This window comes from Bradyrhizobium monzae (assembly GCF_021458635.1).
Taxonomy (GTDB): domain Bacteria; phylum Pseudomonadota; class Alphaproteobacteria; order Rhizobiales; family Xanthobacteraceae; genus Bradyrhizobium.
The window spans coordinates 552,171-572,609 of record NZ_JAIRDQ010000003.1; the positions used below are offsets into that span (position 1 = coordinate 552,171).

Annotated in this window: 19 protein-coding genes; 4 read left to right on the forward strand and 15 right to left on the reverse strand. The window is 62.0% G+C overall.

What is annotated here, in order from left to right:
* Positions 1 to 148 precede the first annotated feature (148 nt).
* On the reverse strand, positions 149 to 364 hold the full coding sequence (locus tag K3F49_RS16145) for a hypothetical protein (RefSeq protein WP_234681923.1): 216 nt from the start codon (positions 362 to 364) through the stop codon (positions 149 to 151).
* 111 nt (positions 365 to 475) lie between these two features.
* Between K3F49_RS16145 and hemE the strand changes: the two genes are divergently transcribed.
* Positions 476 to 1,510: a uroporphyrinogen decarboxylase gene (hemE, locus tag K3F49_RS16150; RefSeq protein ID WP_234681924.1), complete on the forward strand. Its 1,035-nt coding sequence runs from the start codon at positions 476 to 478 to the stop codon at positions 1,508 to 1,510.
* A gap of 478 nt (positions 1,511 to 1,988) precedes the next feature.
* Here the strand turns inward: hemE and K3F49_RS16155 are convergent, their stop codons facing one another.
* The 3 genes from K3F49_RS16155 to K3F49_RS16170 form a co-directional block, all read right to left on the reverse strand.
* Positions 1,989 to 2,309 carry a hypothetical protein gene (locus K3F49_RS16155; RefSeq protein ID WP_234681925.1) on the reverse strand — a complete coding sequence of 107 codons (321 nt, stop codon included), beginning with the start codon at positions 2,307 to 2,309 and terminating at the stop codon, positions 1,989 to 1,991.
* 1,593 nt (positions 2,310 to 3,902) lie between these two features.
* A complete protein-coding gene (locus K3F49_RS16165; protein ID WP_234681927.1) occupies positions 3,903 to 4,691 on the reverse strand; it encodes an SDR family oxidoreductase in 789 nt (262 codons plus the stop codon).
* Positions 4,688 to 5,017: a nuclear transport factor 2 family protein gene (locus K3F49_RS16170; RefSeq protein WP_084808638.1), complete on the reverse strand. Its 330-nt coding sequence runs from the start codon at positions 5,015 to 5,017 to the stop codon at positions 4,688 to 4,690. Before K3F49_RS16170 ends, K3F49_RS16165 begins: the two co-directional genes overlap by 4 nt.
* A 128-nt stretch (positions 5,018 to 5,145) precedes the next feature.
* Between K3F49_RS16170 and K3F49_RS16175 the strand changes: the two genes are divergently transcribed.
* The gene (locus K3F49_RS16175; protein WP_234682002.1) at positions 5,146 to 6,096 is read left to right on the forward strand and encodes a LysR family transcriptional regulator; all 951 of its coding nucleotides are present in this window, start codon (positions 5,146 to 5,148) and stop codon (positions 6,094 to 6,096) included.
* A 249-nt stretch (positions 6,097 to 6,345) separates the two neighbouring features.
* Here K3F49_RS16175 and K3F49_RS16180 read toward each other — a convergent pair whose 3' ends face one another.
* From K3F49_RS16180 to K3F49_RS16215, 8 genes are all read right to left on the reverse strand, one after another.
* Complete coding sequence (locus K3F49_RS16180; RefSeq protein WP_234681928.1) at positions 6,346 to 6,594, reverse strand: hypothetical protein; 249 nt, start codon at positions 6,592 to 6,594, stop codon at positions 6,346 to 6,348.
* A 553-nt stretch (positions 6,595 to 7,147) separates the two neighbouring features.
* Positions 7,148 to 7,840, reverse strand: coding sequence for a Crp/Fnr family transcriptional regulator (locus tag K3F49_RS16185; RefSeq protein ID WP_234681929.1), 693 nt, complete (start codon positions 7,838 to 7,840; stop codon positions 7,148 to 7,150).
* 814 nt (positions 7,841 to 8,654) lie between these two features.
* On the reverse strand, positions 8,655 to 9,164 hold the full coding sequence (locus K3F49_RS16190) for a lipocalin-like domain-containing protein (protein ID WP_234681930.1): 510 nt from the start codon (positions 9,162 to 9,164) through the stop codon (positions 8,655 to 8,657).
* 218 nt (positions 9,165 to 9,382) lie between these two features.
* Positions 9,383 to 10,354, reverse strand: a complete 972-nt coding sequence (locus K3F49_RS16195) for an MBL fold metallo-hydrolase (RefSeq protein WP_234681931.1) — start codon at positions 10,352 to 10,354, stop codon at positions 9,383 to 9,385.
* A 148-nt stretch (positions 10,355 to 10,502) separates the two neighbouring features.
* Complete coding sequence (locus K3F49_RS16200; RefSeq protein ID WP_234681932.1) at positions 10,503 to 10,916, reverse strand: hypothetical protein; 414 nt, start codon at positions 10,914 to 10,916, stop codon at positions 10,503 to 10,505.
* Positions 10,917 to 11,297: 381 nt separating this feature from the next.
* Positions 11,298 to 12,278, reverse strand: coding sequence for a hydroxymethylbilane synthase (gene hemC / locus K3F49_RS16205; protein ID WP_234681933.1), 981 nt, complete (start codon positions 12,276 to 12,278; stop codon positions 11,298 to 11,300).
* 25 nt (positions 12,279 to 12,303) lie between these two features.
* Entirely contained in the window at positions 12,304 to 13,929 is a 1,626-nt protein-coding gene (locus K3F49_RS16210) for a GMC family oxidoreductase (protein ID WP_234681934.1), read from the reverse strand.
* Positions 13,930 to 13,982: 53 nt separating this feature from the next.
* Positions 13,983 to 14,573 (reverse strand): TetR/AcrR family transcriptional regulator, encoded by a 591-nt coding sequence (locus K3F49_RS16215; protein WP_234681935.1) that lies wholly within the window; start codon positions 14,571 to 14,573, stop codon positions 13,983 to 13,985.
* A gap of 231 nt (positions 14,574 to 14,804) precedes the next feature.
* On the opposite strand from K3F49_RS16215, the gene K3F49_RS16220 reads away from it, so the two are divergent.
* Together K3F49_RS16220 and K3F49_RS16225 are read left to right on the forward strand one after the other, a co-directional pair.
* Positions 14,805 to 15,170: a nuclear transport factor 2 family protein gene (locus tag K3F49_RS16220; protein WP_234681936.1), complete on the forward strand. Its 366-nt coding sequence runs from the start codon at positions 14,805 to 14,807 to the stop codon at positions 15,168 to 15,170.
* 235 nt (positions 15,171 to 15,405) lie between these two features.
* Positions 15,406 to 17,367, forward strand: a complete 1,962-nt coding sequence (locus K3F49_RS16225) for a putative bifunctional diguanylate cyclase/phosphodiesterase (protein ID WP_234681937.1) — start codon at positions 15,406 to 15,408, stop codon at positions 17,365 to 17,367.
* 152 nt (positions 17,368 to 17,519) lie between these two features.
* Here K3F49_RS16225 and K3F49_RS16230 read toward each other — a convergent pair whose 3' ends face one another.
* From K3F49_RS16230 to K3F49_RS16240, 3 genes are read right to left on the reverse strand one after another with little or no spacing between them, the layout of a single operon-like run.
* Positions 17,520 to 18,500 (reverse strand): PDR/VanB family oxidoreductase, encoded by a 981-nt coding sequence (locus K3F49_RS16230; RefSeq protein ID WP_234681938.1) that lies wholly within the window; start codon positions 18,498 to 18,500, stop codon positions 17,520 to 17,522.
* Positions 18,501 to 18,507: 7 nt separating this feature from the next.
* Entirely contained in the window at positions 18,508 to 19,269 is a 762-nt protein-coding gene (locus tag K3F49_RS16235; RefSeq protein WP_234681939.1) for a GntR family transcriptional regulator, read from the reverse strand.
* A gap of 5 nt (positions 19,270 to 19,274) precedes the next feature.
* The gene (locus K3F49_RS16240) at positions 19,275 to 20,306 is read right to left on the reverse strand and encodes an aromatic ring-hydroxylating dioxygenase subunit alpha (protein ID WP_249794810.1); all 1,032 of its coding nucleotides are present in this window, start codon (positions 20,304 to 20,306) and stop codon (positions 19,275 to 19,277) included.
* Between the last annotated feature and the right edge of the window lie 133 nt (positions 20,307 to 20,439).

A 20,439-nucleotide genomic window follows, 5' to 3' on the forward strand; every position in this document is an offset into this window, starting at 1 on the left:
GACCGGAACTTCTGCCGCTTCTGTTATTGAACCCTGAAGTGCCTGCGGGAATTCGCATTCATCTACGGGTTTTCCCGTACTCCTACGGACCGGGGCTTCCGCAGATCACTAACAAGGTCTTATCAAACCTATCGGAAACCGGTGGCCGCTAGCTGAAGATCGACTTGACCTTGGCCCAGAGCGAGGGATTGTCGGCATCGGCATCGGCCTTCGATGGCGTCGGCTGCGTGACGCTCACGGGATCGGAGGCCGGGAAGGTATCTTCCAACCCGGTATCGAGCTTGGCGTGGCGGTCGGCCGCGAGCGCCTCGTGCAGATTGTCGGCGTGCTTGTCATGCGGCGCGGGATTGAATGTCTGAGCCATGGATTCCTCCTCCATTGGCCGGGTCAACGCGGCGCAATTGCGCTGGTTCCCCTGTTCCGCTTCTGCCCATTGCGGTGTATCAGGAACCTCAACTCTGCGTCAGGAACATTCGTGCCCCAGTCTGCGACCAAGCCCTTCATCGACGTGCTCTCCGGCCAGCGGCAAGCCGTCCCGCCACTATGGATGATGCGGCAGGCCGGCCGATACTTGCCGGAATATCGCGAGGTACGCGCCAAGGCCGGCGGCTTCCTCGATCTCTGCTTCAATCCGGAGCTTGCCGCCGAAGTCACGCTGCAACCGATCCGCCGGTTCGGCTTCGATGCGGCGATCATCTTCTCCGACATTCTGGTGATCCCCTACGCGCTCGGTCGCTCCGTGCGCTTCGAGGTCGGTGAAGGGCCGCGGCTCGAGCCGCTGGACGATCCGGCCAAGGTCGCAACGCTCGCCGCGCAGGCCGACCTCGGCAAGCTCACACCGGTGTTCGAGGCGCTCAAGATCGTGCGCGGCGCGCTCGATCCGAAGATGGCGCTGATCGGATTCTGCGGCGCGCCGTGGACGGTCGCGACCTATATGGTTGCGGGCCATGGCACGCCGGACCAGGCGCCGGCGCGGATGATGGCCTACCGGCATCCGGAGGCCTTTGCGAAAATCATCGACGTCCTGGTCGAGAGCTCGATCCAATATCTGCTGGCGCAGCTCGACGCCGGCGCCAACGCCTTGCAGATCTTCGACACCTGGGCCGGCGTATTGCCGCCGGCAGAGTTCGTGCGCTGGTCGACCGAGCCGACCCGGCGCATCGTCGAAGGCGTGCGCGCCAAGGTGCCGGACGCCAGGATCATCGGCTTCCCCCGCGGCGCCGGCGCACAATTGCCGGGCTATGTCGAGGCGACCGGCGTCAACGCGGTCAGCATCGACTGGACCGCGGAGCCCGCCTTCGTCCGCGAGCGCGTGCAGAGCAAAGTCGCAGTGCAGGGCAATCTGGATCCGCTGGTGCTGATCACGGGCGGCTCGGCACTCGACCGCGCGGTCGACAATGTGCTGACGAATTTTGCGCAAGGGCGCTTCATCTTCAATCTCGGCCACGGCATCCAGCCGGAGACGCCGATCGCCCATGTCGAACAGATGCTGAAGCGCGCGAGGGGGTGAAAAACTTTCGCCCCTCGAGAGGCGGAAACCAAAATCGCAAAAACAACCCCATGCACAGTACAAATCATTGAAGAGTTTCGCGACGCGCAGGTTGAGCGCCTGTCGCACCGACGTTTGACACGTCGGGCAAAACAGGCGCACGATGGCATGATCCCGCCGATCGTGAAAAATCTGGAGCAAGAGGTTGAACGGAAGTCGTTCCTCATGCGTGGCGCGACCATCGACCGAAGATCGCTTTGGGACCGAGCTGGCCTGGTCAGCGTCCGCGACATTTCTTAGACAGTTCGGTGGATCAAGGCGCGAGCGATTCAATGACGATGGCGCAGCGCGGTGCGAAAGGCGAGGGATTTGCAACCATTCCGACCGGCCGCGTCCTGGATTCCTGGTTTCCTCGGCCGCGCTTGAGTGCGCAGGCTGATGGGGCGGCAACGGCTCGGTTGACGGAGCGGGAGATCAAGGGATCATTGCGCGGTCTCAACTAATAAGGGCTGAGTACACTTTCGAGAAATCGCTCCTTTTCGCCAGGCGCGTAGCCCTGCGAAGCACCATAATATGGTTCGCTGTAGCCTTGGTAATATGGTGCGGACCGGTAGTGTTGACGCGGCGCATAGGCAAAACCCGAGGCTCGACCCGATGGGTACATGTGATGGGGATGAAGCACCGCGTGCCGGCGGTGCCCATGGTTCACAGTTGCCGCGTTCGCGAACCCGCACAGGCTTATCAAAACGCTCAAGGCTAAAATCGAACGCATCGCCTTCTTCGCTCCAGGGAGTTTGCCCGCCTGTTCAATAATTGCCATGATGCAGCGTTCCAAAGAAACGCGGGCTTCTTCGTGGCACCCTTTGGCGACTACCGGTGATGCGGCCCAGTGTCCGCTCCCAAGTGATGAACCGACCTCGGCTGATCAAGCTGCTGAGGTCAACTTGTGACCCAGCAGCGGACCCGCACCCGCATTGCGTCGTTGGTCAACCACGCGGAGCGGGGTCATCCTTTGCGGCGCTTTTCCCTTGCCAGACCGACATGGATGAAGTGAACCAGTTCCGCTTGGTCATCGTATTGGAGATCCCTAAGCACCGCGATGACTGCCTCGACCCCGTTGGGTGCAGATGCCACTATAGTTACGGCGCGAGATGTATCCTCGTGCCATGACCTGCCCGGCGTGGAGAAGCAAACATTTATCTCAAATTCCGGCATTCCCCGATGGCTCCATCCTTGCATTCCCGTAACGGCTATGAAACGGAAAAGTTACAACCCGGGTCATGAAGGAATGGCGGGCGCCAGACAGCCCCGACTGACCGAGGGGGCATGCGTGTCGGAGCCAATCGCGATAGCATTGCCAGCCCAGCTGACGACCCGCGAGCAAGCAAATGGGTGCAGGCTCGGCTGTTACTACTTGCCGCAGAGCAGGTCTTCAGCCGACCGAGCTGACTAGTCTCGTCCCGGTGATTGACACCATAAGAACCAAACGGGTCGCGCAGCGTTTATGCGGCACAACTCGAACTGGAGGTTGTCATGATCAAGAAGGCGTTTCTCGCTCTCAGTGTCGCAGCCGTGCTTGCCTTGGCTCCTACTGGAGTGTCCGCCCAACGTGGCTTTCACGGTGGATGGCACGGCGGCGGTTGGCATGGCGGCGGTTGGGGGGCCGGTTGGCGCGGCGGTGGCTGGGGTGCACCAGTAGGAATAGGTATCGGCCTCGGGCTCGCCAGCGCGGCCGCATGGGGACCTGGCTGGGGGTGGGGAGGACCTGGCTGGGGACCCGGCTGGGGAGCGCCCGGTTGGAGTTACGCGGCGTATGGCGGATGCACGCGATGGCGTCGGGTCTGGACCGGGTGGGGTTGGCGGCTCAGGCCAGTGAACGTATGTTGGTGAGCAGTGTGACCGATGGTGGCCCTGCCTAGTTGCGAGCAGGTCTTCGCACGAGGAGCCGCACATAAGGTGCCGCTCATTGCCGTTATCTGCATCTGGTCAAAATGCGAAGAACTCAACCTGAGCAAATCTAGTCCGCCGTGCCCCAATGAGCGGACCTCAACGAAGTGCGCTGCTACTTCGCTGATGGGCCGATATTGTTGCAAAAGTCGTTTTTCGCCGATGACCAAAATTCTGCGGGCCGTGGGCGCGACTTTCGCGTACAAGATGCGAGGGACCTCACGGCCTCACGCAAAATTCTCAGGCGACTTCGGTAACACGATCGAGGTCATACGAGTCAGCGGTCGATCGCTGCGCAATGTTTTCGCGAAAAGTCTTGAGCCCTGCAACTTTCGACTTTTGCAACACAATCGGCCAGCAGCGGACAGTCGTTCTAAGGTCGGAGAGCAGCGTTGGGACAATCAGGCCATGGCATGCGTCTGTTCACGCTAGGCCAACTCGGCCAAGCGTGAACGAGTCCCTTTGATCAGACGGTCGGGACGGTGCCGCCGTCGATAACAAACTCAGAGCCGTGGATCGAGGCGGCGCGATCCGAGGCCAAGTAGGCGATGACGTCGGCGACCTCATAAGGTTCGGCCGCACGCCCGATGGAAATCCCGCCCAGACTGTCGAGGACGACTTGCCGCGCCTGCTCGATCGTACCGCCATTGGCGGCCTGAATGCGCTTCAGCAGGTCGACGGAGGACTCGGTCATGATCCAGCCGGGGGAGACGACGTTGACCCGCACGTTCTTCGGTCCCAGCTCCTTGGAGATCGACTTGCTGTAGGTTCTAAGCGCGGCCTTGGCAGCGGCGTAGGCGGTAGTCGCCTCGGGCAGAGGCAGGACCGACTGGATGGAGGTGACGTGCACCACCGCGCCCGCGCCCCGTTCAATCATCTGCGGAATCAGGAGGCGGTCGAGGCGGACCGTGGCCAGCAGGTTCAGGTTTAGTTCGGAGAGCCAGTGGTCGTCCGTCAGGGCCACAAAGCCGCCGCCGGGCGTGGACGAACCGCCGATGACGTGGGCCAGGATGTCTACGCCGCCCATACGCTCGAGCGCCGCCTTGGCCAGCGTTTCCCCACCCTCGGGAGTTGTCAGGTCCGCCTGGACGAACTCGACACCGTCGACAGGCTCCATCGCTCCGCGGGCGGCGGTGATCACCCGGGCGCCGCCGGCGAGGAAGCGGTCGACGGTGGCACGGCCCAGACCTTTGGTGCCACCGCTGATGAGCACGCACTTGCCCGCGAACTCGGTCGGATCAGCCTTGATGGTCATGCCGTGATCTCCAGGGCCTTGATGGCGTCGTCTTCCAGCGTGAAGCGGTAGGTGAAGCGGATCGGGCTGCCCTTGAAGTCGCCATGGCCGGGACCTTCGACGACGACCTGGCCGTCTTCGTGCCGGACGGTGTCCGGCGTGAAAATCGCCTTCGCCCCGACCACCGCCTCTTCAAGCAAATGCTTTATTTCGGCGTGCCCCCGAAGAACGGCGCCGTTATCGCGAAGGATGGCGTCGGCTGCGAAGGGTGTCAGCATGCCGTCAACATCCAGACGGGCGTTCGCGGCCACATACGCGGCGATCGGGGATGGAAGTTCGAGCGTCATTGTTCTTGTCCTGCTTGCTGCGGTCGCAGCCGCGGCGGCTGCAAGTTCGGTTGCCAGCCAAGATAGCGATGGACATCTGGCGCGATAATCGGGACAATTCGGGATGTGCCATCACGAAAATCGGGACAATGTCGCAGAGTAGCCTGAACGAATTGGACGCAGTGCTCATGGTCGCCCGCCGGGGCAAGTTTCGCACGGCTGCGCTTGAGCTCGGGGTTTCAACGACCGCGCTCAGCAACGCGGTCGGAAAGCTGGAGCGCACGCTCGGCGTCCGGCTCTTCAACCGGACGACGCGAAGCGTCTCCTTGACAGAGGCAGGTCAGCGGTTCGTCGCACAAGTCGCTCCTGCCGTGCAGGACATTCATGAGGCGATGGAGGTTGCGCGCTCTCAACAAGCCACGCCTTCGGGCACACTGCGCATCAATGCGTTTCCGACAGCGGCGCGGGAAATCTTCTCGTGGCTTGTCCTACCGTTTCTCCGAGCGCACCCTCAGGTTCACATCGACATCGTCACAGAGGGGCGCTTAGTGGACATTGTCGCGGGCGGCTTCGACCTCGGCGTCCGTAGCTCAGATCTTGTGCCAGTCGACATGATCGCACTCCCATTGGGGGTCGCGCGGCGCAGTGTTGTGGTGGGAACACCGAGCTATTTGAAAGCGCACGGGACGCCCCTGATCCCCCAGGATCTCGCCGAGCATTCCTGTCTCCGCGTCCGGCTTCCCGATGGTGCAATCTACCGCTGGCCGTTCGAGAAGGACGGACAATCGGTCCATATCGACGTTGAGGGTCCCATCACCCTCGACGAAGCGAGCCTCGCGCGCACCGCGGCCCTCGCTTCCGTCGGTCTCACCTTGGCGATGGAGTCCGACGTGCGAGACGACATGGAGGCAGGTCGCCTTGTGCCCGTGCTCGAGGATTGGACGCCCATTCGGTCGCCGTTGAGCCTCTACTATCCGAGCCGACGCAACCCGACCGCCGGGTTCAAGGCGTTCGTCGATTTCGCGCGGCGGCAAAGTGGGGCCAGCATTAGCCGACACACAGATCCGAAAGCGCCAGTAACGGACATTCGAGCGCTGTAAATTCAAAGTCGGTTATGGGTCAAAACGCGAAGAACTCAACCAGAGCAAATCTCGTCCGCCATGCCTCAATAAGCGGACCTCGTCGAGCGGTGTCGCGATTTCGCCGAAGGGCCACAATCGGACTCATGCGGCGCACCAAAACCAACGCAATCCGATCGCCGATGTTTGCTTCGGAAAGTTCAAAGACACGACTTGCCGAGATCCGCGAAAATCTAGTTGTGGCCGCGCGAGATTGTCACGGTCGATGGACTAATCTCTTCGCTTGTCTTGAAGAAAGCGAGCAAAAAAGCCGCGGGCTATCGCATCCAGAGCTTCGGAGATTTGTTCGCCGGTCTCTCGCGGGGTGACGCGGTTTAGTTCGAGTCTCTCGGCCTCGCGAATGTAGTCCATCGATAGTTCGCGCAAGCGCTGGACTTCAGAATCATCCGGTAAGGGGGCGATTTGTGCCAAAAGGTTTCGCGCGCGCGCGCGTGCGCGTTCACTTCGAGAGCCATCCATGACAGCCTCCAAGGGTACTTACGTTGTGGGTTTTTGATCAGTCCCTCGGCTCAAACAATAACATTCGATACGGAGGAAGGCCCTTGAGATCGGCTCGCGAAGATCAAGTACATTCAACTCGCGCTGCTATGTCGGGTTCCTGACATTGTCAGGTTTTTACGGGGTTCGCTCCTGATTTTTGGATTCAGATTGAAACGCAAAGTGCCCGATTGTAGTTTGACTTCGGGAACCGACGAAGGGCGGTCCAGCTGAGGAGGTATAGCGTGTCGATGATCCGAAAGCGGCTCTCGAATGAAGAGCGGGCAAGCCGCCCCGCCTTTGATGAGCGAGTATCCGAGGCAGCTAAAGATCTAGAGGATCGTGCGAGGCTGCTGCCACCAAGTCCGGCGCGCGACGCGCTCCTACGCAGAGCTCGCCTCATGAATGTTGCCAAACACATAAACGAGTGGCTGTCGTCACCAGGACTTCAACCACCGAAATGAGAATGTCGTACTTTCCTGAAGTAAGCGCGGATAGATGGCCCACGGCGGAATTTGATTTTCCGCCCCAGCTGTCACCCGAGCAAGCCCTGGTACTGCGATTTCACGGTCTCGTAGCATTCGCAGGCTGCATCCTGCAGGGCCTGAAGGTTGGTTATCAGGATCTTTCCTCTGGTGTATTTGATGATTCCCGCCTGCTGAAGCGTATGCGCCACGACCGTCACGCTTGTTCGCTTGACACCTAGCATCTCCGCTAAGAACTCTTGCGTGAATAACAGCGTATCGCTTTGTGAAAGGTCTCTTGACCTGAGCAGCCAGCGGCACAGGCGGGCGTTCACATGATGCGCTGCCATGCAGGCGGTGGATTGCTGCGCCTGAGCGTACAGGGTTTGCTCGTGTCTGATCAGCAGTGAAAGGAGCGCTTGGCTCCGCATGGCCGCACTCCTGAGCTCCGCCAAGCTGCAAACCATTGCCCTACCGCTCAGCTGGATCACCGCCCGACTTAGTGACTTCCGGCCATCGAGCGCCGCCGATGCGCCAATTACTCCGTCTCGGCCAACCATCGCGGCCTCCACGACTTGGCCACTCGATAGCGTGACCACGATGGAGATGACCGCGCTAGTCGGAAAATAGGTCGCGTCGATGCTATCGCCCGCCTCGAACAACACCTGCTCCTGTTCAAGATCCACGAGCTTTAGGCAGGGTTGAAGGGCAGCCAGATCGCTCGGCGAAAGCGAGGCGAGAAGTAAGTTTTCTTTATGCGGCATATCGCGCTCCCTCGATTATGGCGGGAGCGCAAAACTCTCGGTCAGCGGCGCCGGTGGTCTGCCGTTAATCATCCGACACTACGCTCAAACGGAAATAAAGCGAGGGCAATATTGTCCCTAGCTAGCAGCGATTCGCTGTTCGTCCGTATGTTCCGAGATGGGTCAAATGCGAAGAATTCAGGTTGAGCAAATCTGGTCCGCTCTGCCACGATGAGCAGACCTCCGTCAGACGCGCTGCAACTTCGCAGATGGGCCAGAAGGCGACGTTGGCTGGAACGGTCGCCGGGTCGACGCTATCGCCTGTTTCCCCACTCAACAAAATTCCACTCCTCCCTGAGGATCACGCGATAGCTTCCGGGAGGTGGCGCTTGCTCTAGGATTTCGACTTTCGAAGAAGCGTTTGTATCTAAGAAAATCCCAAACACGGGCATACACGCTTTCAAAGCATAGCGCGCAGCGTCCTCGGCTGTCCGAACCCCCGCTGCTTGCGCATCAGGTGCGTGCAACCGAACACAAGCTCGAAAGTCGGAACCGGATGGCTGCTTCTCGTCATGAGTTTGAGCGAATAGCTGAGGCGACAACGCCAGAAGCGAGATCAAAATAGCTACTCTCATGGATGCCTCTAAGACGTTGAAACAAAGCTCACGTTCAACCAAGTTATTGGGACCGAAATAAGGGACGGCATGTCCGCTTGGGGTCACAAGCTGCCTTTGGCAGGCTCTTCACCATGGTCGGCTCATTTCCGGGAAGCAGACATTGCGGCTCTGCGGCCGGAGGTTGACAACGGGCCATAAGCCGGGGCGACCGTTAGTGGTCATTTCGCCCGCTTCCAAACTACGTCGACGGTCTCGCCGCTCGGTGGTCGAATGGTTAGCGTGAGCTGATCTTCCGTTATCGCTACGAAGCGCTTCTGGTTAGCACCATTCCAATTCGGAAAGGAACTGCCTTCAATATGGATTGCGATGCTGCGGTCTGCCTCGTTCATCGAGTACGTCCCGAAGTAGGTCTGGGTCCCGTTAGCTGTTGCCTTGTTTTCGTCCGCAGTACCCAGCCAGAGCGTATTGCTTGTGTAGTTGGCGCGGTCTGAACACATGACCGTTATGATGTATCTCCCGCTGGCATCAAAAATGGCCATGCCCGTTGGGCTCTCTCCGAACTGCCGCAAGGTGGTGCCATCGTTTTTCTTCTGCTCCCAAGAGATCACGATCCACGTTCCCACGAGTGCTTGCTTCAGCGACGGCCCCTGACTAGCGGCGGTGTTCGCATGCAGCGTCAGCCCCAAAACCGCAGCAATGCACGTACCGAAAACACTACGGTGCTTCATTGGTATACCCCGTGGCTTTGCCCCAACTCTGATCCGCCCTGTAGAGCTGAAGCAGAGTATAAGAAATCTCGGCTTATGAACGACGGATTTCCGCGTTGGGTCAAAGGCCGCCCTCGTCAGCCCGCATATCCTTGGTCGGGTTATCTCCCGGAAGCGGATATCGCCACGCTGAGGGCTGAGGTCAGCCACGGGTCATAGCGGTACTCCGAATGCAGGTGCTAACCTTCCGCCACGAAAGCGTAACTGTTGCCATCTTTCGTCAGCGTGCCGGCGTTTGGCATCAACCAATGCGTACCCGAAACGATTAATTTGTCAGCGACCGCGCGGTCGAAGACCTTCTTTCGGGTTTCGACGGCCATTTGCGGGTCTTGATCGATTGCAAGCTGCCACTCGGGATTTGTTGCAATGTGGGGCGCAAGGTTGACCACGTCAGCCGTAATCAAGAATTGCTTGCTGCCGGACGCTACCAAATGGGCGACCATTCCCGGGCTATGGCCGGGCACCTGAACTGCTTGGACACCCGGCAACAGTTCCGGCTCTCCCTCGAATGTTCTCACGTTCTTCCAAGAAGCTACCGTCACTTTGATACGCTGGGCAAGACCTTTGCGGCTTGGTCCTAAATCGATCTGCTCCACCCCCGGCTGCGTCCACCATTTTAATTCGGCTGCCGGCACCACGATGTCAGCATCCGGGAAAACCTGCGCATTGCTCTCATTGTTCATGAGACCATAGATATGGTCACCATGCAGATGCGAGATCAGGATCGTCTTGACTGCCTTGGGGTCGAGGCCGGCCGCCGACATGCTCTCGAACAGCCTGCCATTGCCGTCGCCATAAATGGGGTGGCCACCTGTGCCCGCGTCGATCAGCACGACCTGATCACGAACCTTGAGTGCCATAACAATAAACCGCAGGGGCGCTTGATTTTCGGGGAAGCCCGCGCCCCGCATTACAGCCTTTACCTTTTCAAACTCGACATTCTTTACCAAGCCGTCTCGAAGCGGAACGTTTCGCGCACCGTCGACCAACGCGAAAACTTCGATATCGCCAACTTGATACTTGCGGAATAGTTGTGAAGCAGATTGTTGAGCGTAAGCCGCATCGACAAATCCGACCGGCTTATCCAGTCCGAATGCGGCACAAGCACCCGCTGCGCCCAATGTCAGTTCTCGACGCGAGATATCGAACATCGTTCGGTTCTCCACTCGGCGAAATAATGGAGATTATCAATAAAGACGCAAATGGCACAAGTCCGCTTAGGGTCCAGGCTGTGAGAAAACCCTGTCGATGCTATGATTCTCGTACTGAATCGGCGGGGGAAGCAATGCAGGGTTTCGTTCAAGGGGTGGATCGCCACCAGACGACGTTGCTGCCCGGATGTCTCGATGATTGGGGCGGCGAGAACAATCCTGTTCGTGATGTTCTCCGTCCGGCCGCGCCACTCATCGTGATCCATTCGGCATCGAACAATGTCTCAAAGCCAAGCGACTCCAGGTGCAGGCAATGGAAGCTGTCCTTGACGAACCACTCCCGCCGTCGATTTGAACCAATCAAGTCAGCGATGACCTCAAGCTGCGCTGGTGCAGCTTCCACGCCTGCTGTCGTCACCGCGTCAGGGTAGAAGCGCGGCGTCCCCAGCCGGGTCAACCAGAGCGCCTCATGAAACTCGCCGGGATGATCATGCGCCCGGCAAACTGCGTCGCACCACATGGCGTTGTTATGGGCGGCCAGCACCGTGATGCTGCTCTTCATTCCCGCTCCAGTTTGAATTGACGACAGCCCAGGCCGGTCAGTGTCAGGCGTCTTGATGTCTGGTGTCGCCGATTGCTGTGCCCGCGCCGCGATCGACCAGGCCATGGCCGATCCCAGACCAGCAACAAACTTTTCTTCGACATTTTTGCTCCTGGGCTGTCCTGCGGCAGCATATTGCGATCGGGCTCGCTTGGAAACCGATTGGCGATGTCGGCGGTTGGCCCATCAGCGAAGTAGCGGCGCAGCTCATCGAGGTCCACTTACGGAGGAATGGCGAACGAGATTTGCTCAGGTTGAGCTCTTCGCATTTTGACCCGCAACGAAGTGGTGCCGCTTCATTCAAAATTGAGCATTTCGCGTTTATGGGTTCACGGCCACGCCCTAACGCGGCCGGCTGCGCTCGATGATCTCGGCGGCCCCCTTCGACAGCAGGTCCAGTCCCACTGCACGGCCAAGCTCACGCGGGCGATTGGCCGGCCCTTCGCGTGAGACTTCGATGATGGTGTTGCCGGAGAGATCGAGCACGGAGGCGGTCAACGACATCTGATCGCCGTCGATGGTGGAAAAACCCGCCACCGGCGAATTGCAGTGGCCGTTCAGCACCCACAGCACCTCGCGCTCGGCGTCGGCGCAGGCATGCGCGGCAGCATCGTCGATCGCTGACAGGATTTTTCGCGTTTGCCAATCCTGCGCGGCGCATTCGACGGCGACGATGCCCTGCCCTGCCGCGGGCAGCATCTCCGCCGCGGTGAATTCGTAGGCGATGCGGCCGGAAAGACCAACGCGATCGAGGCCCGAACGTGCCATGATCAGCGCGTCGGCAGGCCCCACCGCACCGCCGTCGGGAAGCTTCTGCTTCTCGCCAATGTCGAGCTTTCGCACGCGGGTGTCGGCGGCGCCGCGGAAATGAATCACCTCGACATCCGGAAACAACCGCCGCGCATAGGCCGCACGTCGCACCGCGTTGGTGCCGACTTTAAAACCCTTGCCGCGCGACTGGCGCAGCGCTTGCAGCGTGACGCCGGCGCGCAACACCAGCGCATCGCTGGGCGGATCGCGCGACAGCGTGGCGCCGATGACGAGGCCGGGCGTGTCCTCATTCCCTGGCATGTCCTTCAGCGAATGCATCGCCGCCTGCAATTCGCCCGCAAGCACCGCGGCGCGGATCTGCGCCACGAAGGCACCGCCCTTGCCGCCATGCGGCAAGAGCTTGCTGGTCTGGTCGAGATCGCCGGTGGTGTCGAACTTGACGATCTCGACATCGAGATCGGGCACGGCGGCGGTCAGGCGGCGCGCAATCTCTTCCGTCTGTGCCAGCGCCATCACGCTTTTGCGGGTGCCGATCTTGAATCGCGTAGCCAAGTCCTAATCCTCTCAAGACGCGGGTTTACCGCGCATCCTCCAATATCATATCGGAGGCCTTCTCCGCGATCATGATGATCGGCGCGTTGGTGTTCCCCGAGACGAGGTCCGGCATGATCGAACCGTCGACGACGCGCAAGCCCTCGAGGCCCCTCACCTTCAACCGCTGGTCGACCACCGCGAGCGCATCATTGCCCATACGACAGGTCGAGGTCGGATGGTAGATGGTGCTGCCGCGCTCGCGGCAATAATCCAGCAGTTCGGCGTCCGTGGATACCTTCGCTCCGGGATCGTACTCGCTGACCACGAACGGCTTCAGCGCCGGCGCGTTCAGGATCTTGCGCAGGATCTTGAGGCCTTCGACGTTGGTGGTGCGGTCGGTCTCGGTCGACATGTAGTTGATGCGGATTTCCGGTGGCACGGTCGGGTCCGCGCTGCGGATGCGCAGTGACCCGCGGCTCTCGGGACGGAGCTGGCACACCGACGCGGTGAAGCCGGAAAAGTCGTGCAGCCGCTCGCCCATCTTGTCGGTCGAGAACGGCAGGAAGTGCACCTGGATGTCGGGCGAGGCAAGGCGCGGATTGGTCTTGAAGAACGCGCCCGCGGTGCCGGCCGCGATGGTCAGCCAGCCTTTCCGGAATAGCGCATAACGCGCACCGGCGAGCGTGCGGCGGAGCGGATTGTTGACGGTGTCGTTGAGCGTGATCTTCTGCGAGCAGCGCATCACGATGCGGACCTGCATATGGTCCTGGAGATCGTGACCAACGCCTTGTGCATCGAGCACGACGTCGATGCCGTGCTTGCGCAAGAGATCGGCGGGCCCGACGCCGGAGAGCTGCAGGAGCTGCGGCGAGTTGTAGGCGCCACTCGACAGCACGATCTCCCGCCGCGCCCGCGCACGGCGCACATTTGCCCCTTGCCGGTATTCGACGCCGACCGCTCGGCGCCCCTCGAACAGCACGCGCTGGCCCAGCGCTTCGGTCTCGACCCTGAGATTGCCGCGCGCCTTCGCAGGGCCGAGATAGGCCACCGCGGTCGAGGCGCGGCGGCCGTTGCGCGTCGTGGTCTGGAACAGGCCGACACCTTCCTGCGTGGCGCCGTTGAAATCGGGGTTATAGGGCAGCCCGGTCTCGACCGCGGCGTCGATAAAACCTTTCGACAGCGGATCGGTCACGACCATGTTGGACACCGGCAGCGGCCCGCCGCTGCCGTGATATCGGTCGGCGCCGCGCGTCTGGTTCTCGGCCTTCTTGAAATAGGGCAACACGTCGTCATAACCCCAGCCGGCATTGCCGTGCTGGCGCCAGCGATCGTAGTCCTCGTGCTGGCCGCGCACGTAGAGCAGGCCGTTGATCGAGCTCGATCCACCCAGCGTTTTTCCACGCGGCTGGAACACCTGGCGTCCCTTCAGCTCGGGCTCCGGCTCGGTCTGGTACATCCAGTTGACGGTCTTTTCCTTGAACAGCTTGCCGTAGCCGAGCGGCACGTGGATCCAGATGTTGGAATCCTTTGGGCCGGCCTCCAGCAGCAATACGCTGTGCTTGCCGTTCGCCGACAGCCTATTGGCGAGCACGCAGCCGGCGGACCCGGCGCCAACGATGATGTAGTCGAATTCAGGATCTGACGGTGTGGGGGCGGAATTTGCGTTCATGCGCTACTGTTCTTCTTGTTGGTGTGGGCGTTTCCGGTTCGTCACTAGCACAATCATGCAGCGACACGCAGCGCCTCGACCAGCGACTTGAACGCACGGGCGTATTCCGCGCCTGCCCTTGCGATATCGGCGCGCCCGGCGCAGGCGACCGCGGCCTCCGTCACCGCACCAAGCAGCAGCCGCGCCAGCGGCTCGACCGGCTGCTTCGCGATCAGGCCGGCCTCCATCGCCACCGACAGCGCACGCGGCATCTTGCCGCCGAAATGTTTCGAATCGATCTCGCGCCAGCGCTCCCAGCCGAGCACGGCCGGTCCGTCGCGCAGGATGATCTGGCCGGTCGGGCCTTTGGCAGTGGCGGCAAAATAATGCTGGGTGCCGGCGACCATCGCGGCCAGCACGTCTTTCTCGGCCCGCGCGGCGCTGTCGATCTCGACCACGAGATCGCGCGAGACGAGATCGAACACCGCTTCGAACACCGCTTCCTTGGTCTTGAAGTGATGATAGACCGCGCCCTTGGCGACATCGGCGGCCTCCGCGATCTCGTCCATCGTGGTGGCCGCGAAGCCCTGCGTCCCGAACAGCCGGCGCGCCGCCGTCAGGATCGCTTCCGTTGTCGCCGCCCGCCGCTCCGCCTGTTTCGCCATGTCGTTTTGTCTATAGCGTGATGAGTTGAGATCGAAGCGAGTTCGGCCACGAACGACGCTCTTTCCGTTCCCTCCCCCGCAAGCGGGAGAGGGAGCCGAGCCTTCGTCGCGGCCGCGACCTAACCTAACGTCATCACGCTCTAATCCAATTCGTCTCACGCGGCCAGTTGACTTTTCGACTATCAGTCGGTATTTACCGACCCAAAGTCGGTTTTAATCGAAAGGTCCGTCATGCCGAGCCGTGAGATCGTGGAAGCCTTTGCGCAGCGTCTGGAGGCCGGGGATTTCGTCGGTGCGATCGAACAATTCTACACGCCCGACGCCGCCACCTATGAGAACAACGCCGCCCCGACCGTCGGACGCGACAAGCTGGCAGCGAAGGAGCGCGGCGTGCTCGCGGCGTTCAAAGAGGTCAACGCCGTTCGCGTCGGGCCGAGCCTGATCGAGGGCGACCATGTCGCGACGCGCTGGATCTTCAGCTTCACCAACGCGGAAGGCGTCACGCGCACGCTGGAGGAGATCGCCTGGCAGACCTGGCGCGGCGACGAGTTGATCGAGGAGCGGTTTTATTACGACCCGAAGCAGATGGGACGGTGAGCAGAGCGCCATCGCATTCTGCACCTGCGGCGAACCATACAGGCCGAGCACGCACCCGTTACAGCCGTAACGCGGTGAGCCGCATTTGTATCGATTTGTTATCGATACTCTCGACCGAACACGCAGAAGTGGTCGCGGCAACCGCAGCGATCGGGGATAATTCATAGTTCGTCAAAGGTTTGCGGAGAATTCTTCCGATCGAGCCGGACAAACGGCCCATGCTGCAGGCCCTGGAATGCGGACTCAACTGACCCACCATGTCGCAAGGCTGTTTGCCGGCGATCTGTCGGCCTTTGGCGGTCCCGCAACCGACGAAGCGGTCGCTGGCCATATCCGCGCCGAACAGATGTCGCTGGTGCTCGGCTATTCCGTCGGCATCATGCTGGCCAACGCCTGCAATGCGAGCGTGCTTGCCATTGCGCTGTGGCAGTCTCCGGACCGGATCCTCGCCCTGATCTGGGCCGTTGTTGTCGCCGGCGCCGCGATCGTGTTCGGCCTGCAATCCCATGCCTCCCGCCGGATCACAAAACCGCAATTCGTCTCGCGCCGGGCGATGCACCGGCTGGTGCGCAACGCCTTCGTACTCGGCGCCGCCTGGGGCATCGTCCCTGTCGCCTTCTTCGCGGACGCTTCGACCGGCGGGCAGCTCGTCATCACCTGCCTGTGCTCGGGCATGCTGGCCGGCGGCGCGCTCGCCTTCGCCACCATCCCGATCGCGGCCATCGCGTTCACCGCCCCCATCTTCGTCGGCATCGCCATCTGCCTCAGCCGGAACGGCGACCTCGCCTTCCTGCTGATCGCCTTTCTCGTCGTGGTCTATGGCAGCGTGCTGCTGCGCGGCGTGTTCGTCAATTCGTTCGGGTTTGCGCGACGCGTCATGCGGCAGATCGAGGCGGAGCGTACGGTTCGGCAAGATCCCCTCACCCTGCTGCCCAACCGCATCGCCTTCAACGAGACGCTCGACGGCACGCTCAAGCGCCTCGCCTTGTCGGGCGAGGAGTTCGCGGTGCTGCTGCTCGATCTCGATCGCTTCAAGGAGGTCAACGACCGCTTCGGCCATCCGGCCGGCGACCAATTCCTGGTTCAGGTCGCAAGCCGGCTGCAGCGCTGTACCCGCGCGGCCGAGCACGTCGCGCGCATCGGCGGCGACGAGTTCGCGCTGGTGATGGCCAATCTGGCGCGGCCGGAGGATGCGCTCGAGATCGCCGAGCGCTTCGTAGCTAGCTTCAGCGAACCGCTCCTGATCGAGGGCTGCGAGATCGTCGGCGCCACCAGCGTCGGCATCGTGCTGGCGCCGCGCGACGGCAACACGCCGCTCGACATCATGAAGAACGCGGATGCCGCGCTCTATCGCGCCAAGAAGGCCGGACCGGGCACAATCTGCTTCTTCGAGGAGGAAGACGACAAGGCCTCGCGCGACCGCAAGGCGCTGCAGACGGATCTCGCCGGCGCCGTCGCGCGCGACGAGCTGTTCCTGGTGTTCCAGCCTTTCCTCGATCTCGGCAACAACCGCATCACCGGCTTCGAGGCGCTGCTGCGCTGGCAGCATCCATTGCGCGGACTGGTGCCGCCGAGCGAATTCATCCCGATCGCCGAGGAGACCGGGCTGATCCACGAGATCGGCGAATGGGTCATCCGCCGCGCCTGTGCGACGCTGGCGGACTGGCCGGAGGACATCAGGGTCGCCGTGAACTTCTCGGCCGCGCAGTTTCACAACGCGAGCATTCTCCAGACCATCGTGCAGGCGCTGGCTGACGCCAAGGTCGCGCCGCACCGGCTCGAGATCGAGATCACGGAATCGATGCTGCTGTCGAAATACGGCTCGGCCGCATCGATCCTGAACGCGCTGCTGGAGCTCGGCGCCACGGTGGCGCTGGACGATTTCGGCACGGGTTTCTCGTCGCTGACGTACTTGCGCAAGCTGCCGTTCAGCCGCATCAAGATCGACCAGTCCTTCATCCGCGACATGCTGGTGCAGCCGGATTGCGCGGCGATCGTGAAATCGGTGATCTCGCTGGCGCGCGACCTCGATATCGACGTCGTCGCCGAAGGCGTCGAGACCGCCGACCAGCTCGAATATCTGCGCCAGATCAATTGCGACGAAGTGCAGGGCTATCTGATCGGCCGGCCGGTCTCGGCCGATGGCGTGCAGGTGCTGCTCAACTCGAAGAAGCTGCGGGCAATTTTTGCGGCTTAGGGCTCGCTGCTTCCACAAATGTCATGGCCGGGCCCTGTCCCGGCCATCCACGCCCAACCACACAGCACGAAGAACGTGGATGCCCGGGCCTTCGCCTCGCCGAAGCGGCTTCGGCCGCGCAGGCGGGACAAGCCCGGGCATGACGACGCCGCTCAGATCGCATCAGCCCGCAGCAGCGTATCTACCGTGATCGTGCCCCTCGCGCGCGAAACGCAGGCGCAGATCTTTTCGTTGCTCTGCTTTTGATGATCGCTAAAGAAGACGTCGCGATGGTCGATCTCGCCGTCGACTGCGACGACGTCGATGGCGCAGAGGCCGCATTCGCCGCGCTTGCAGTCGGATATCACCTCGAAGCCGCTGGCGTTGAGGACATCCAGCATCGAACGCTCGCGCGGGATTTCGAGCTCGACGCCGGAGCCCTTCAGGCGCACGCGGAACGTCTCGGTCGGCAACGTGCCGCTGGAGCCGAAGGTTTCGTAGCGAAGGTCAGAAAGCGGATGGCCCGCGCGGATCCAGGCGTGGCGGGCGGCATCGAGCATCCGCATCGGACCACAAAACAGCGTCAGCGTGCCTTTCGGCAATGAGGCGAACAGGCTGTCGAGGTCCAGCCGCTTGCCTTCATCGCCGGCATGGACGACCAGGCGGTCACCGAGCAGGCCCGTGAGATCATCGAGATAGGCGGCATCAGCGCGCCCGCGCACGGCGTAGTGAAGGGCGACATCGACGCCACGGCGCGCCAGCGCATGCGCGGCACCGATGATCGGGGTGATGCCGATGCCGCCGGCGATCAGGCAATAATTTTCGCGCGCCCAATCGACCGCGACGAGCGATGCGGGCCGCGTGATGTCGAGCCGCGCGCCCGGTGCAAGCTGCCACATATAGCGCGAGCCGCCGCGGGAATCCTCGGCGCGGCGCACCGCGATCCTGAAACCGCGCGGCGAGGCTTCGCCGACCAGCGAATAGGAGCGCGTTTCGGGTTGGCCCCCGATGGTGACGCTGACATTGATGTGGCTGCCGACCGGATATGCGGCGCCATCGTACTGATCCGGCCGGATCAGGAATTCGCGGATGCCGGGCGCAAGGTCGCGGGTCGAGACAAGCGTCGCGGGAATCCAGGTTTCGACGAAGCGCATGGTGCCCTCAATCGGTTGCGGTCTTGATCAGCGCGAGCGCCGGCAAGAGGTCGAGATGGGTGCGGTTGCGCAGCGCGAGCCGCAAATTGCGCACCGCGAGCCGCGCGTGCTCGCGCATCACGGCTTCGGCGCGCGCCCCCTCGCGGTTCTCGATCGCGTCGATCACGACGCGGTGGTGCTCCTGGCCGATGATCAGGATCTGCTGCGCCTCGGGGAGTGCCGACTGCGCCATCACGAAGCCGCTGGGCGACGCGAACGGCAGCGCCGAGGCACGGTCGATCTGCCGAACCAGTGGCGGGCTGCGCGACAATTCGGTGAGCAGGGCGTGGAAGCGCGCGTTCAGCGCCACATAGGACGAGAAGGCTTCGATCGAGATCGGCACCTGCCGCAGCAACTCGTCGATCGCGGCCAAGCACTCTTTCAGCGGCTCGAGCTCGCGCGCGGAAACACCGCGCTCCGCGGCAAAGCGCGCGGCGAGACCTTCCAGCGTGCCGCGCAGCTCGATGGAATCGGCGATGTCGCGCTCCGAAAACGCCTTCACCATGAAGCCGCCGGAAGGGATCGCCTCCAGCAGGCCCTCCTCCTCCAGCCGTACCAGCGCCATGCGGACCGGCGTGCGCGAGGCGCCGGTGGTCTCCACCGCCTGGAGCTCGGAGATGCGTTCGCCCGGGCGCAACGAGCCCGACAGGATCTGGTCGCGCAGCGCGAGCTGCGCTTTCACGGTCTGCGAGACGGAGCGATCGACCTCGCGTTCGGGCGCTGCTTTCACTTGCCCTACTCCGCGGCCTGGAGGTGCGTCGGCGCGTTTTCTTTCGCCACCATCTTGTCGATCAGCTTGCGCGTCCACATCGCGCCGGCGTCGATGTTGAGGTTGTAGAAGATGCGATCGGGGTTTTCGTCCATCGCGCGCTGCTGCGCCTCGAGGATCAGCTCGTCCTCGTGGAAGATGCCGGAGACGCCTTCGCGAATCTCGGTGGTGATGCGCTGCTCGCCGATCTGATAGTTGCGGACGAAGGCCCAGAAATAATGGCAGGTCTTCTCGGTCTCCGGCGTGATGGTGTTGAGCACGAAGCCGTTGACGCCCTGCGAGCGGTCGCCTTCCGGCGCGCCGGTGCCGGTCGGCGCCACGCCGACGTCGATGGCGATGGTGCAGGGAGCTTCGAAGCGGATGATCTGCCAGCGGTCGACGAGGCCGGTTTGGCCGAGTTGCTTGGCCCAGAACGGCGGCGCCTCGATGCCGCGCATCCAGCGCGTCACCGTCACCGTCTTCTCGCCATGGGTGACGTCGAACGGCGCTTCCGCCACCGCCTCATTGCCGATGGAGGAGCCGTGCACGAAGGTCTCGTGGGTGAGGTCCATGAGATTGTCGAGCACGAGGCGGTAGTCGCAGGCGACGCGGATGGTCTTGCCGTCGCCGGCCCAGGCTGGATCGTGATTCCAGTGCATGTCGGGCACGAGCGCGGGATCGGCCAGCGCCGGATCGCCCATCCAGAGCCAGATGTAGCGATGGCGCTCGACCACGGGATAGGCGCGGACGCAGGCCGACGGATTGATGGTCTCCTGCGAGGGCATGAAGGTGCAGCGGCCCTGCGCATTGTATTTCAGGCCGTGATAGCCGCAGACGACGGTGTCGCCCTCGAGCCGGCCCTTGGACAGCGGCACCAGGCGATGCCAGCAGGCATCCTCGAGAGCTGTCACCGCGCCGTCGGCCTTGCGGTACATCACGATGTGCTTGCCGCAAATCGTCCGCGGCAACAGCGCCGGCTTGACGTCGGCGTCCCATGCGGCGGCGTACCAGGCGTTCATCGGGAAAGGTTTTGTCACCGGCGATCTCCCAAGGCTTATGTATGCGTTATGTATACATTAGCGGGAGATGACAACCGTTCAAGAGCTTATTTGCCTTACTAAATTACCTCCAAGCGTTCTTGTGTATACAACA